Consider the following 13,426-nt stretch of genomic DNA (forward strand, 5'->3'; position numbering starts at 1 on the left):
GCGTCAATCACCTCGTCGGCGCGGGGCGAGATTTCAGCCTGAATTTTCCGGGTGGTAGTTTTCCCGAAAGTGCTTTACGGCACCCTCAATTTGAACCCAGTCGTGTTTCGATTTCTCAAAAACCGATATGCCGGGAGCTGGGTACTTTGGATTTGCCATCGCGCCGACTGCAACACCGATCATCGAAGGCAAGCTGGTGACTTTCCAATAGACCGTTGATCCGCACTGCGGACAAAAATAGTTATGCATTTCCCCGCCGCTTGCAGCGGCATGTGCGAACTCTTTTGAAGTTCCTGAGACGGTAACAACCTCCGCGGGGTAATATGCTCCCACGCCGAACGGCGCACCTGTTCGACGTTGACAGTCGATGCAGTGACAAGCAACGACTATCTTGGACGGTTCTTCCGGGAGCGAGAGCATGACTGCACCACAGTTGCACCTTGCGTAGACCATAGTAATTCCCCATCGTCGTCCGAGACTCACTGCAAAGCACTAGGCTAGCAGATTAGTTGCGCGAGGAGAGTGCGAAAGCGACGGCCCAGGCCGCGCGCGTTCTCGATGAGACCGCCGACAAGATAACTTTGTCCGGCGACTACGTCCGATCGGACAGCGGTTCGCCGGTGCTGGATTCGGATGGCCGGGTGATCGGACTTATGATCGAAGCGACCAACCAGCCGGGCAGCGCGACGCAAGGCATCGCAATTCCGGTGACGCGCTTCGCATCGATCCTCAGCGGTCCGACCGCGTCACCGATCGCGCGAAAAGCCATTCCGAGCATGGCCGAGCTCGGCGGAACCAGGCCGACGAGCACGGCCGTAGATGCTATCGAAATCGCGGTTTCAGGGTGCGTCTTTCTCGGAAAACGTTCGGCTCGGCTCGCCAAAAATACGCCCGACATGCCTTTCGGATTGAGTACTCTGCAGATACTCCTCGACGCAGATAAGCGTGGATTCTTGATGGGCACGAGGCTTTCCCCGGATATCGCAGTCAACCTCCGATCCGATTGTCCGGTCGTCGAGTCTGGATCCGCCTACTACTCGCCCGCGCGCGTCCAATTGAAGCCCGGAGACCGGGTGACACTCTCCGAGATATTGCCGTTGAACTACCTCGACGACGTGTTCTTCTGGGCGCGAGTAACCGCTCGGGGGAGCAACAGTGGTTCGAACGACAGTAACGCGGGCATCGACCCAAGTGCGGCCCCAGCGGACGCCGGCTCGCTTCAAATCGGCGAACGTGATGTCTGCGGCAGCGCTTTACTTGGCCTCCTTACCGTCATCGGTCAGCGCCACGCAGGCGTTTGCCCAAGACCGTGGCCGATGCACGAACTCGGGTAGGAACGCCGCAGCGCAGCACTCGCCGTCATGGCCGCTATCCGCACGTCACGGCGCGCGAGTTTGCCGAATATGTCGCGCGAAGATTATAAACATCCCAGTACGTCGGGACTGGTATTTTTCGTAGTGGGCGGCGAGGCATATGTATGTACCGGCCAGCGAGGAGGGCCGTTGGGTGAGAGGACTGCCTATGAAGAACCTTTCATGTAGAGATCGCAGGACCGGCCAAAATACCGGCCAATCGAAACGTTAAAGGTCTAAAATATGCTTTAAAGTCAATGCCTTGAATGAAAGTTCCAGCGGTCACGAAAGCGCAATCGGAGATCGGCCAATAAATGGGCCAAATTCGGTTGTAATTTGGAAATTCATGCGTAAAATCAGCTAGTTAATTTGCGATAAGATCGGCCAATGGCGATAGAAACACCCCAGCGCATTGAGCCGGCGCGGCTTGAGGAAACGTCCGAGGCCATCGCGGATGTGGTTGCCGACCTGTCGGCAGCCTCGGCCAGGCTCGGTGTCGGGCTTCATCAGCGCACAGCTGCGAACCTTGCCAACTTGGTGCGGCTGATGAACACCTACTACAGCAACCTCATCGAGGGCCATAACACGCGGCCAAAGGACATTGCTCGCGCGCTCGAGGGGGAGCTTGACCAAGACGAGGGCCGTCGCAACCTTCAGCTGGAGGCCGCGGCACATGTACGCGTGCAGACGGAGATCGATCGCCTTACCGCCGACAGCGAGCTCGGTGAGCCGGCCTCAGTGGAGTTTATCAAGTGGTTGCATCGTGAATTCTATCGAGGGGCGCCGGGCGATATGCTCCAAATCCGCGGCAACGACACGACCTTTATGATGGTGCCCGGCGAATGGCGGTCGAAGCCTGAGCATGATGTTGCGATAGGCCGTCACGTTCCGCCATCTAGCGAGCGTGTTGACGACTTTATGCGCTATTTCGAGCAACGCTACGCCTTCAGGCCGCTGAAAACAGCCGGCCGAATCATGGCGATCCCTGCGGCGCATCACCGCTTCAACTACATCCATCCGTTTCCTGACGGAAACGGCCGCGTTAGCCGCTTGATGAGCCACGCTATGGCCCAGCTGGCCGGCATCGGTTCACACGGGTTATGGTCGATTTCGCGCGGCCTCGCCCGAGGCCTCAAATCGCCGAGCGAGTACAAGCGCATGATGGATATGGCGGACTCGTCACGACAGGGAGACCTCGACGGACGGGGCAATCTTTCGCTGAAGGCGCTCAACGAGTTTGTTCTATGGTTTCTCCAGGTCTGTCTTGATCAGGTGAAGTTCATGGACGGGCTGTTTGAGCTTGATAACCTAGGCTCGCGCTTAAACACCTATGTCGAACGCAGCGACACGCTCAAGCCAGAAGCAAAGCGCCTCCTCGAAGAGGCGCTGGTTCGCGGGCAGTTCGAGCGTGGTGACGTCGCCCGGATAACGGGTTTGCCTGAGCGCACCGCGCGTCGCGTGCTTGCTGACGTGCTTGCCGACGGCGTGCTCGGATCAGACACGCCCAAGGGCGCGGTATCGCTCCGCTTTCCGGTTGAGGCCTTGGATGTGCTGTTTCCGCGATTGTTCCCGGAAACGTGATTGCGGGAGTGAGTGGTAGGAGACTCGTTACGCCCCTGAGCGCGCCCAGACACCCGTAATGCCGCGGGAGCGCAGGAAACATGTCGCGCGCCATGGAAAACTGCCCCCTCACAGCGACATCGACATTCCGGTTCGGGTGGATCAGCCAGCAAGGGCGAGAGTCGTCGTCACGTATCGTTATCAGGTGCTCCTGCTTTCCAAATTGCTGAAATCCCAGATTGAACAAGACGCGCAACCTGTTCGGCCGCGCGCCTTGGCTATGCAAGTTTTCGCCAGTCGGAAATCGCCGGCATGTGATGACGTGCCAATTCGTGACCAAATAGAAACGTCCGTTTCGGCTCCAAATAAAACCCATGGCAATGTCCAGGCTCTCTTCATTGAAGAGCTGTTCGAGCGGCACGACAGCCAGCGAGTAACGATCAATTCGGGTCATCGGAACCTCGGTGAATTAGCTTGCGTGACGGATTCCTCATGACACTATCTTAGGGTGCGGGCGTGCGATCCATCAGCCCGCTCGGGAACAAAATCCAGCGTGTTTCGACCTACCTGCTTGATGAATTTAGCAGCTAACCTGCTGATTTTGCTTGGCAAGCATGCTAAGTATTGCAGGCTGTCAGAAATCACTATCTATTTCTGACAGATAGGAGGAGGGGCATGCAGACCGTAGCTGAGCGCATTCTGGAATATGCCCGAACATTGCCCGAAGGCGCCTTGATTGGTGCTAAGGATGCTTTGCATTTGGGGAGCCGTGCAGCGGTCGATCAAGCTCTGAAAAGGCTTTCTGAGCGCAACGAGCTGATGCGCCTTGCTCATGGGTTCTACGTCCTGCCGGTCAAAACCCGGTTCGGTGTACGCGCACCGCAAGCGGAGAAAGTCGTCCAAGCGCTCGCTGCCACGCGTGCCGAAACAATCGTCCCGCACGGGGCAGCAGCTGCAAACGCACTTGGTCTTACGACCCAGGTGCCAACGAAACTCGTCTATCTGACGTCTGGTCCTGACCGGGAGCTTAAGCTCGGCGCACAAACCGTTGAGGTGAAGCATGCGCCAGAATGGATGCTGTTTCCGGCAAAGCCGGCTGCCGGGCAAGCCATTCGCGCCTTGGAATGGCTCGGCAAACGGCAAGCGAACGATGCGCTGCGGGTCCTTAAGCAGAAATTGTCGGCGGAAACGTTGCAAGACCTCATCGCCGTGCGCCCCGCTCTGCCTGCGTGGATGTCAAAATCGATCAGCCAATCGCTGCTAAGCTATGGCTGAATCCTTTCTGACGTTTTCTGCCGAAGATCGGCTTGAGGCACTTGGCGTTGCTGCCACCGCCTCAGCCGACCCATTCATTTGCTTGAAAAAGATAGTTGGGTCGTATGGGCCTTGCAGGGCCTGTTTGAAACGAAGCTCGGCGAACATCTCGTTTTCAAGGGCGGCACCTCGCTCTCAAAAGGTTATGGCATCATCCAGCGCTTCTCCGAAGATATCGATCTCACCTACGACGTTCGTCAGATCATTCCCGAACTCGCCAAAGGCGATCACCCGATACCCGAGACACGCGCCCAAGCCGACAAATGGACGAAGGCTGCGCGCGAAAAGTTAGTCGTGTGGGTCAAAGATGAAGCCCTGCCGGTTCTACAGCAACATGCCGCGGCGACGGGTGTGAATGTAAAATTCCGCGTCGATGCGGATGTGATCTATATCGACTATCACCAAGTCTCCGAAGGTTCCGAATATGTAGCGCCGTCCGTCAAACTCGAATTCGGTGCTCGATCAACCGGCGAGCCGGCCGAGATACGCCAGGTCACATGCGACGCAGCATCTTATCTGCCGGAATTATCGTTTTCGGCAGCGGCGCCCAAGATCATGCTGCCTCAGCGCACCTTCTGGGAGAAAGCCACCGCCGTCCACGTCCTTTGCGCCCAAGGCATCAAAGGCGATCGCATCTCCCGCCATTGGCATGACCTTGTGAAGCTTGATGATGCTGGCTATGCCAAGGCTGCATTCGACGATCAGGATCTCGCAAACGAAGTCGCCGACTGGAAAAGCAAATTCTTTCGCACAAAAGATCGGGACGGCAACGTGATTGACTATCATGCCGCCGTTTCCGGCAAACTCCAGCTCGTCCCTGACGGTGAAATGCGCAAAGAACTTGAGGCCGACTATCAGAAGATGGTCGATGCCGGTTTGCTTCTCGGCGACGCCATGCCTTTTGCCGGTCTGATGATGCGCTGCGCAGATTTGCAGAAGCGTGCCAACGAGCGACATTGATGCGCCGCCGCCCTGTCCATCGTCGGCTATGTTCATTCAATCGCCTTTCGCATGATCACATCGAGAACCCCCTCAAGCTGGCAAGATCTTCAGGAACAGTCCGCACGCATCTTGGCGGAATGCGGGTTTGCCGTCGAAATCGAAAAAAAGGTGAAGCTTGTTCGTGGCCAAGCGGAAATCGACGTCTATGCCGAGGAAACTCTGAAAGGACGAAAATACATCATCCTTTGTGGGTGCAAGCATTGGAGGGCCGCCGTTCCCCAAACCGTGGTTCATTCCTTTCGCAGCGTGATGACGGATGTCGGCGCCCACAAGGGCTACATCATCTCGAGTTCGGGCTTTCAGTCGGGAGCCCGCGATGCCGCGCAGATGACAAATGTCGAGTTGGTCACCTGGGATCAGTTTCAGAACGCGTTCGAGCCGAGTTGGCTCGAAAATTGTTTCACTCCGGTGATCACAGCGAAGCTCGATCCGCTGATGGGCTTTTCCGAGCCGTTCCTGCCGCCCTCGTTTCCCCATTGGCCTGAGGCCGATCAAAACGAATATCTTCAATTGAAGGATGAGCTCGATCCCCTCGGCTGGTTCGCGATGTCGATGGCTACTTATTCGAGGATTCTCCGCCATAGCAGTTATCCACCGCTGCCGCTCAAGAATATTCCCGATCCCACCGAGAAGTATAAGGGGCTTCCCACGGATATCATGAGCGCCGTGGGTTATCGCGATCTTCTCGACGCCACACTTCACCATGGAGAAGCGGCGATTGCGAAATTCCGCGCGGTCAGAGATCGCAACAAGTAAGCCAGCATTGAACCATCTGTCGAACAGTTGAAGCAGTGTCGGTCTCCGACTGATCAGACCGACTTCAGCTTAGCGACACGCATGTAGCGGGTATAGCTGCGGGTACCCGCTGGTTGCGAGTTCGAGTTTGTGACAAGCGAAGGAACGACGGTAAAGGCGGGTGCGGGCAATAGCTTGAGCAATCGCCTTGCAGTCTTCAATGAAGATTTCATCGACCTGAATCTGCAATGGTCGGCTGGTCGGGCCAAACCCGTCTTCTACATCGGCCGAGAACAGGCCGAGTTAGCCGCCGAGCTTGCAAAGAAGGAGGCAGCGCTACCGGTTGCCAACGAACGCAAGATCGCGGCAGAAGCGCTCTTTCGCGCAAAGGAGCAACAGCTAGCAAACTTCAAGCGTGCGCATGCTCGTACAGTCTCAACAGAGCTGCGGCAGGGAAGCCGATCGCGGTTCTTGCAGAACACGGTCGCGTCCCACACCGAATCGTCCGCAGACAAGCCGACGAACCAGCGAAACAGCAGGTTGTAGTCAAGCTGCTCCATCATGCCGTTCCGACCGCACCGTGTAGAACGCCTGCAGCAACAGCGCTCGCAACAGCCGCTCCGGAGGGATCGATGGCCGTCCTTCGCGGGCATACAGCCGATCAAACGACCGCGACAAATCCTTCAGCGCCGCATCAACGAGTTCCCGGATCGCTCGCAGCGGATGGTCCGCCGGGATCCGGGTCTCCAGCCGCACGTAGCTAAAAAGGCGTTCCGCATGCTCATCTTCGCCGCGCATCCCGTTCCTCAATCGAAAGGAATCAACCGCATGCACAGAATCACACTCCAGCCGCCTCACGAAACGACTTTTTCAGCAGCCTGCTAGAAGCGGTCGAGACAGTTCTCAGTCCGGCGGTTGCCGCCATCGACGCAAAGTTAGCCCGACCGACAATTGCGCTACGGGAACTGGCGTGGAACGACGACGAGACGATCGCCGTGACGTTGGGCTTGGTAAACGCCTGGGTGGGCACGCTCAACGCTGCCATCAAGCAGCACAACGAGACCTTCGCGCAATTCACCCAACGGCAGGATGAAGCCCGTCTTGCTCTGAGGCGCCACCATTTGGCTGACAAATCCCAGGAGTTTCAGAACGCGTGCGACGCGGTGAGCGAAGCCAAAACGGACGTTGATGCTAGGACGCTCAGTTACAATCAACTTCAAGAGCAAGCCACGGACTTGCGATCTCGGATCAAAGAGCACGGTCAGGCTGCGGAGAAAATCAATCGCTTGATCGAGGCCTACCTTGGCCACAAGGAACTTTCTATTGCAAGCGTAGAAAAAGGCTATGAAATCCACCGTCGCGGTAGGCCGATAGACAGCAGTCCTAGCGAAGGGGAGAAGACGGCGATCGCACTCTGCTATTTCCTTTCAAGGCTTGAGGCTGAAGGGCGTTCGATCAAGGACCGTATCCTCGTCGTGGATGATCCGATTTCTAGCCTGGACAGCAGAGCGTTGAACTAAGCGTGTTCCCTTCTTTTAAGTCGGCTTGGGAATGCAGCTCAGGTGTTCGTTTTGACACACAACCAAAACTGCATGAACGAGTTCAAGAAAGCCTGGAAGGGTTTCCACAAACCTCGCAACGAAGCGACCCCGCCTACGGCAAGCCTCCTGTTTTTAGATGTCAAAATTCCAAAAGGGCTGGACGGACGCTCAACAGCTATTGTTGAGATGTCAAAGCTGCTCCGTGAGGATGAGTCTGAATACCACTACTTGGTGGATCACGTCCTGAAGTTCAACGCCAGCGCAGATCCAGACTACGAATACGCCTACATGATGCCGAATGTACTTCGGCGAGTGCTCGACGTTTTCTTAGCGTTCCGGTGCCCGGGAAGTGCAGGTTTCGCTTCGAAGATGGGCCAGTTGCGAAAAGATCATGCTACGCTCGACGGCGAGCGCCTGGCCGCGCTGGAACGTCTCGTGCAACTGGAATCGCACTCCGATAACATCGATGACCTAATCGGGTTTTCCTCTATGACGCTGGAGGAGAGTAAGGCTGCCACGGCGGCCTTGATCGCGATGATGGAGGCCGTAGACCCTACCCATCTGGCTGGGCTGCAACGACTATGCCGATGAACCCTTGTCGCAGTTCCAACCCGGCGCAAAGAACACAGCTATGCTAAAGTGGTCCAGTTCGGAGGCAAGGACCTTGTTGCCTGGCCGACTAGACCACGACGGCTGGTGAGCAGATCGTGCTGACGGCGAACGAAGTAAGGGCACGCGCAGAATCCACTGCACGACTGCGTGCTGTTTGTCCTTCACGGTATCACCTTGGGCCGACGCAAGAAATCAGGGGGAAAGATCGACTTGCAGCGTCCGTGGAAGCCAGAGAACGACCGTTTGAAGCCGGTCACCTTTATCTATCGTCGCAACAGCTGATCGTTTTCCGCTTTAGTATTCGCCATCAATGGCGATCGAGCCCAATCGCTGGATGCAGCGCAAAGAGGGTAGGGGACGGATCACCCAGTTTTCCGTTCGGCCTCGACAGCGTTCTACAACAGCGGAGCATCTAGGCTGGGAATCTCCGGCATGGCCTTGCCGGCAATTGCCTGCAGGTCGCCGACCATGCCCACGGTCGAATCGATGACGGCCAGGATTTGGGTTTCCCGCTTGGCCCATTGGCCGGCCCATAAACTTGCGCTCCTTGTCGAGATCCTCGCGCATATCGTTGAATTTCTCAACGACAGCTTCGACCCGCTGTCGAAACTTCGTGCCTGTCAGGTAGTGATAGACCTGCTCCATCTTGGTCTGCTGGCCCTGCTGAACGAGGCGTGAGCTGCTCACGTCGATCAGACCCTGGCGGAGCGCCACGGCGACCGGCAATGCGCAACGCGGATGAGCCACCCATACGCCGTCGACGAGGTCAAATTGCTCGATTTGTTTCGGCAGCGCGTGGGAGATGATCAGAGCGACGTCGGCGCCGGAACGGCGCTGGTCGTCACGTAATTTGGCGAGCCACACGTCACTCCATGCCTTGGTGCGTTTAGTTTCCCAAAGGATGATGCCGGCAGATTGGCCGATAGCACCATTTACTTGCTGAATTACGTCCGCCCCGAGCTCACCTTTTCCCACCGGCTCAATCGAATCTGTCGGAAAGCGTCCGCGCAGAAGATCTTCGAGCTCGAGTTCGAGCACTTCCCCTTGGGATTGCTGTGATCCCTGCTCGGCCTTTCGCTTAAGTTCCTCGATCGTGCGCGTCATCGACTCGATGGTCTGGTCTTTCTCGGCAACGCGCAAGCGCGCAGCCTCGTCGGCTTCGTGCCTGGCCTTGATCTGGATTTCGCTGATTGAGGCCTGCACGCGCTTCTCTATTGTCAGGTCGAGTTCGCGCTTTTCCTCTTCGAGTGCGCGCTGCTGTCGCATCAGTTCGGCTTGCTGTTTTTGGGCCTCGGCAAGCTTTGCGTTGTTGGTAAGCAGGTTGGCTCGCAGCTCCGCAGCTTCCGCTTCCTTCGCCTGCAGCTCGGCGGCGGCCGCCTCTCGCGCCTTCTTGCTTTCGGCCGCGACCAACTGGGCACGTTCGGCGGTCAATCGCTTCGCAACGTGATCCTCGATTTGCTCGCGGTCCTTAGCGACCTGCTCGCGTTCCAGCCGCAGTGCCTCTGTCTTACGCTCCATCTCTGCATCTTTGCTGGCCAGCTGCTGTTGAAAGCGCTGACGGGTTTCAGCGAGGAGGGGAGCGGCCAATGACTCCGTCAGACGGATCTCGTGATTGCAGTTGGGGCAATGTAGGGTCGCCTCGTGCGAAGCGCCGGTTGCTTTGAAACTCATGAATTCCCCATCATCGTTGCAACCGGATTCAACATGATCTGTGCGTGATTGCGATGTCGCTCGACTTCATGTCCACATACGCGTCGTCGATTTCGACCTTGGCCGGCGGGTTTTCCACCGACACGTCGATCTACCCGAACGCGTGCACGAGCAGCCTCGCACGAATGTAGTCCAGAATAGAACAAAATAGGAACGCGCGTCAACTTTGGATCCCGAGGTGAGTTTGTATGACGACGATTTTACTTAGTCTGGCCATGGGAAATGGATAGAACTTAAACCTTGGATATAGTTTGAATATGCGCTAGTTTACTTAGTATGGCTGAGCAAAAGGACAGAAAGCTAAACAGGCTCGAAAGGACCCTTCCGCAGGGACTTCTGGTCGATGCCGCCTGGATGGAACGACATGGATATTCCACCAGCTTGCGCAGCCAATACGTATCGGCCGGCTGGCTCGTTCAGCCGGCGCGGGGAACCTTCAAGCGCCCGCTCGGTGAACTCTCCTGGCAGGGCGCCGTCGTGTCACTCCAGCGATTGCTCGGCTCCGACTTCGTCGTTGGCGGACGCACCGCCATCGAAGTGCAAGGCTTCGGCCACTACCTGAGCCAGACGGGTCCTTCGACCATACATCTATACGGAACGCGGTCTGCTCCCGGCTGGCTCGGCAAACTTCCGCTCAAACAGAAATTCCGCGTTCACCGCACGCAAAGCCTGTTCAAAACGCACGGGAGCCTGCCCACATCAGAGTCGGGGACAACGCGGGAAATACCGGGACCATTCGACTGGCCTCTCACGGTATCGACGCCCGAACGCGCGTTTCTCGAACTGCTCGACGAATTGCCCCGCCACGAAAGCTTCCATCACGTCGATGCACTGGCGGAAGGCTTGAGGAGCCTGAGCCCCCGGCGGCTGCAAATGCTTCTGAACGACTGCAAAAGCGTCAAGGTCAAACGATTGTTTTTCTGGTTCGCGGAGCGACATCAGCACGCTTGGCTCAAACAGATCGACAAGTCGAAAGTCAATCTCGGCACGGGAAAGCGCATGCTCGTCAAGGGCGGCAAACTCGACACCAAATACCTCATAACCATCCCAGACGACCTCAATGCCCCTGTCTGAAAAATATCGGCATCAAGTGGCCTTGTTGATCGAGACGATCCCGTTCGTCGCGGCGGAGCCCGATTTTGCGCTCAAGGGTGGCACCGCCATCAATCTCTTCCACCGAGATATGCCGCGCCTATCGGTCGATATCGACCTGACATATCTGCCGGTGGCTCCGCGTCCCGAATCTCTTGCGGCGATAGATGCGGCGATGAAGCGCATGACAGAGGCCATAAGGAAAGGATTGCCGGGCGCGCGGCTGACGGAAGTCGTCAATCCCCGTGAAAAGATCGTCACCAAGCTGACCGTCCAGAAAGGCGACGCGCAGATCAAGATCGAGATCACGCCGGTGATCAGGGGCTGCGTCTTCGAGCCGGAGCTGCGCGACGTGTCGCCGAGCGTCGAAGAGACGTTCGGCTTCGCGCAGATGAAAGTCGTTTCGTTCGCCGATCTATACGCCGGCAAGCTTGTCGCGGCGCTCGACCGGCAGCATCCGCGCGACCTCTTCGATGTCCGCGATCTGCTCGCCAACGAAGGCATCACGGACGATCTCCGCAAAGCGTTCATTGTCTACCTCATCAGCCATGACCGGCCGATCTCCGAGGTCGTGGTTCCTCGTCGCAAGGACATCCAGCACGAATTCACGCACGGCTTTGAGGGCATGACCGCCGATGAAGTGACCCTGGACGAGTTGCTCAAAACCCGGGAAACGCTGATCGCCGAAATCGCGGGAAAAATGCGGCAAGCTCGCAAGGACTTCCTCATGGGATTCAAGCGCGGCGAGCCGGATTGGAACCTGCTAGGCGTCCCTGACGCAGCGGACCTGCCGGCGGTGCGCTGGAAGCAGATCAATCTGGACAAGCTTCCTGCCGAGCACAGGGCGACGCTCGTCGCGCAGCTCGAGAAGGTCTTGCGCAATGCCTGAGGTCGGAGGAGGGGATCTCAGTCGAGCACGCTCGTAGCAACTTGTTGAGAGAATTTTTGGGGTACGCCCGCCACCCAGCGAGCCCAGAGCTTGCGGGCTTCAGCTCAGCCGCCTATCGAACAGTGGACGCGCCTACCTATGCGTGCCGTACACGTTTCCGGTGCTTGGATTTCGGTAGGAGCCGCCTTTATGAGAAGAGCCCGAGCCGCCGATGTAAGTCCCGCCGTGGCTAGAGGTATGATGGTCTCCACCATACGACACGCGGCCGCCAAAATGGCTACCACCTATTCCAACAGCAGACGCTCAGAAATGCTCGCTGTTGTGTTTGTCGGATTTGCGCATTGAGGGCATGAACCGCAATATCGTTCTCGTCTTTATCACCGCCTCTGGCGGCAAGAAGATGCGCGAGGCAGGCTTGGCGAGATTTGCCCACATCGTCTTTGCCGATCGTAGCTTGCTCGAGAAAAGGCGCGCGATGCGCCTATCCGCTGAACGCGCGTCGATGTTGCAAGCCGGATTCGCCACCTCGGGTGAGAAGCCTGATCATGGCGACCCGGGTCGGCGCCGAGTATGCCGAAATAGATTATTCAAGGTAGACGGAGGGGAGGGTGAAAGCCTGACTCGGTATTGGTGCGCTCCTTCTAGCGCTCATCATTGGCGCGCAGTTCATCACCATCTTTGTTGTCCAGCCTATTGGCGCGTTACCCGAGGGGCGGACCGTCGTCATAGCTCGCCTTACAAAGCTGAACTTTATCGACAGCGCGGACGCCTTTTGCGACCGAACAATGGGTGGTGTCAGCCTCCTGTGCCAGGCTGCCGTCCTCGGCAAGGTCACGAAGGAAGGTCCCATTCTCCTGCGTCTTCCTTATTCGGCGACCCTTTATCAAATCAGCACCGGCGGCAAACACTACGACCGATAGAAAGCGGCGAGCCGCCTATGAGGTTCGCGTTCGCCAGGAACGATGTTGCCCTTCGTTAGCATTGAAGTGCGAGAGTCTATCGCGCCATCGACCTAAAACTCCCTCGTCGACAGCTGGCGCGCCAGGGCGACAGCAGCCCTTGGTCTGAGTTGCATGTCGGGCTTGATGGCAAAATGAAACTTCTTCCTCTTGATGAAGGAGAATGGTCCAACCTCCTCGGGACCTAGGCCGAGCGTCGAGGGATTTTGCGCCTATTGACTTTGCGCCGCCGGTTTCGATGGTCCAGAGACCGTCCCGGCGGGCAGGGGGTATGGATACGACCTCTGGCGTGAGCTCGGCGCTTTCGCGGTCGTCTTCGGGGGGGGGGCGTGGTGGATCGTTCACGCGCCGAACCGGGTCAGTCGTCGCCGAACTTCCGTCGTTGGAAGCCGGCAGCGAGGATGCCTGGAAATGGCAGTTAAACCCGCGTGCAGTCGGCTCAGTTCGCAGTGGTTGCCGTCGGCGAGCTGGTCGAAAATCCATAGCACGCCGTGCATTTGCAGCCCGACCGAGGTCGCCAACTCGCGCAGCCCTCCGTCGCCGGTCAGAAGCGTCCATTGGCGGGCCTCCGCGATGGCAAACGCGAACGTGTCCGGCGTGGAGAGATGAGCGCGTTGCCGCGGACTGTCGTCGCGCGGGTCAATTCTGCCGGGGACAGCT

Annotated in this window: 10 protein-coding genes and 4 pseudogenes; 10 read left to right on the top strand and 4 right to left on the bottom strand. The window is 57.6% G+C overall.

The window, feature by feature from the left end; translation table 11 throughout:
- Positions 1-33: 33 nt before the first annotated feature.
- Entirely contained in the window at positions 34-453 is a 420-nt protein-coding gene (locus AC0WRY_RS35725; RefSeq protein WP_128929601.1) for a GFA family protein, read from the bottom strand.
- Positions 454-509: 56 nt separating this feature from the next.
- Here AC0WRY_RS35725 and AC0WRY_RS35730 point away from each other — a divergent pair, with 56 nt between their 5' ends.
- From AC0WRY_RS35730 to AC0WRY_RS35760, 7 genes and pseudogenes are all read left to right on the top strand, one after another.
- On the top strand, positions 510-1,334 hold the full coding sequence (locus tag AC0WRY_RS35730; protein ID WP_128929600.1) for a hypothetical protein: 825 nt from the start codon (positions 510-512) through the stop codon (positions 1,332-1,334).
- 405 nt (positions 1,335-1,739) lie between these two features.
- The gene (locus AC0WRY_RS35735; protein WP_128929599.1) at positions 1,740-2,933 is read left to right on the top strand and encodes a Fic family protein; all 1,194 of its coding nucleotides are present in this window, start codon (positions 1,740-1,742) and stop codon (positions 2,931-2,933) included.
- Positions 2,934-2,991: 58 nt separating this feature from the next.
- Positions 2,992-3,408 (top strand): hypothetical protein, encoded by a 417-nt coding sequence (locus AC0WRY_RS35740; RefSeq protein ID WP_128929598.1) that lies wholly within the window; start codon positions 2,992-2,994, stop codon positions 3,406-3,408.
- Between the two features lie 179 nt (positions 3,409-3,587).
- Positions 3,588-4,187 carry a DUF6088 family protein gene (locus AC0WRY_RS35745; RefSeq protein ID WP_128955174.1) on the top strand — a complete coding sequence of 200 codons (600 nt, stop codon included), beginning with the start codon at positions 3,588-3,590 and terminating at the stop codon, positions 4,185-4,187.
- Positions 4,180-5,186, top strand: a pseudogene (locus tag AC0WRY_RS35750) (nucleotidyl transferase AbiEii/AbiGii toxin family protein). The gene AC0WRY_RS35745 and the pseudogene AC0WRY_RS35750 overlap by 8 nt, the downstream one beginning before the upstream one ends.
- Positions 5,187-5,237: 51 nt before the next feature.
- On the top strand, positions 5,238-5,984 hold the full coding sequence (locus tag AC0WRY_RS35755) for a restriction endonuclease (RefSeq protein ID WP_128929596.1): 747 nt from the start codon (positions 5,238-5,240) through the stop codon (positions 5,982-5,984).
- A 129-nt stretch (positions 5,985-6,113) separates the two neighbouring features.
- The gene (locus AC0WRY_RS35760) at positions 6,114-6,509 is read left to right on the top strand and encodes an AAA family ATPase (protein WP_164935606.1); all 396 of its coding nucleotides are present in this window, start codon (positions 6,114-6,116) and stop codon (positions 6,507-6,509) included.
- On the opposite strand, the pseudogene AC0WRY_RS35765 reads toward AC0WRY_RS35760, so the two are convergent.
- Positions 6,419-6,761 (bottom strand): annotated as a pseudogene (locus AC0WRY_RS35765) (transposase); the annotation flags it as partial. The gene AC0WRY_RS35760 and the pseudogene AC0WRY_RS35765 overlap by 91 nt on opposite strands.
- Positions 6,762-6,772: 11 nt before the next feature.
- Here AC0WRY_RS35765 and AC0WRY_RS35770 point away from each other — a divergent pair.
- Positions 6,773-8,095, top strand: a pseudogene (locus tag AC0WRY_RS35770) (AAA family ATPase).
- A gap of 416 nt (positions 8,096-8,511) precedes the next feature.
- Here the strand turns inward: AC0WRY_RS35770 and AC0WRY_RS35775 are convergent.
- Positions 8,512-9,787: pseudogene (locus tag AC0WRY_RS35775) on the bottom strand (DUF2130 domain-containing protein).
- A gap of 315 nt (positions 9,788-10,102) precedes the next feature.
- On the opposite strand from AC0WRY_RS35775, the gene AC0WRY_RS35780 reads away from it, so the two are divergent.
- The gene (locus AC0WRY_RS35780; protein WP_128929593.1) at positions 10,103-10,900 is read left to right on the top strand and encodes a type IV toxin-antitoxin system AbiEi family antitoxin; all 798 of its coding nucleotides are present in this window, start codon (positions 10,103-10,105) and stop codon (positions 10,898-10,900) included.
- Positions 10,887-11,807: a nucleotidyl transferase AbiEii/AbiGii toxin family protein gene (locus AC0WRY_RS35785; protein WP_128929592.1), complete on the top strand. Its 921-nt coding sequence runs from the start codon at positions 10,887-10,889 to the stop codon at positions 11,805-11,807. The genes AC0WRY_RS35780 and AC0WRY_RS35785 overlap by 14 nt, the downstream gene beginning before the upstream one ends.
- 1,300 nt (positions 11,808-13,107) lie before the next feature.
- On the opposite strand, the gene AC0WRY_RS35790 is transcribed toward AC0WRY_RS35785, so the two are convergent.
- A complete protein-coding gene (locus AC0WRY_RS35790) occupies positions 13,108-13,410 on the bottom strand; it encodes a PIN domain-containing protein (RefSeq protein WP_465251691.1) in 303 nt (100 codons plus the stop codon).
- Positions 13,411-13,426: the final 16 nt, after the last annotated feature.

The sequence above is a fragment of the Bradyrhizobium sp. T-12 genome, from assembly GCF_058314695.1.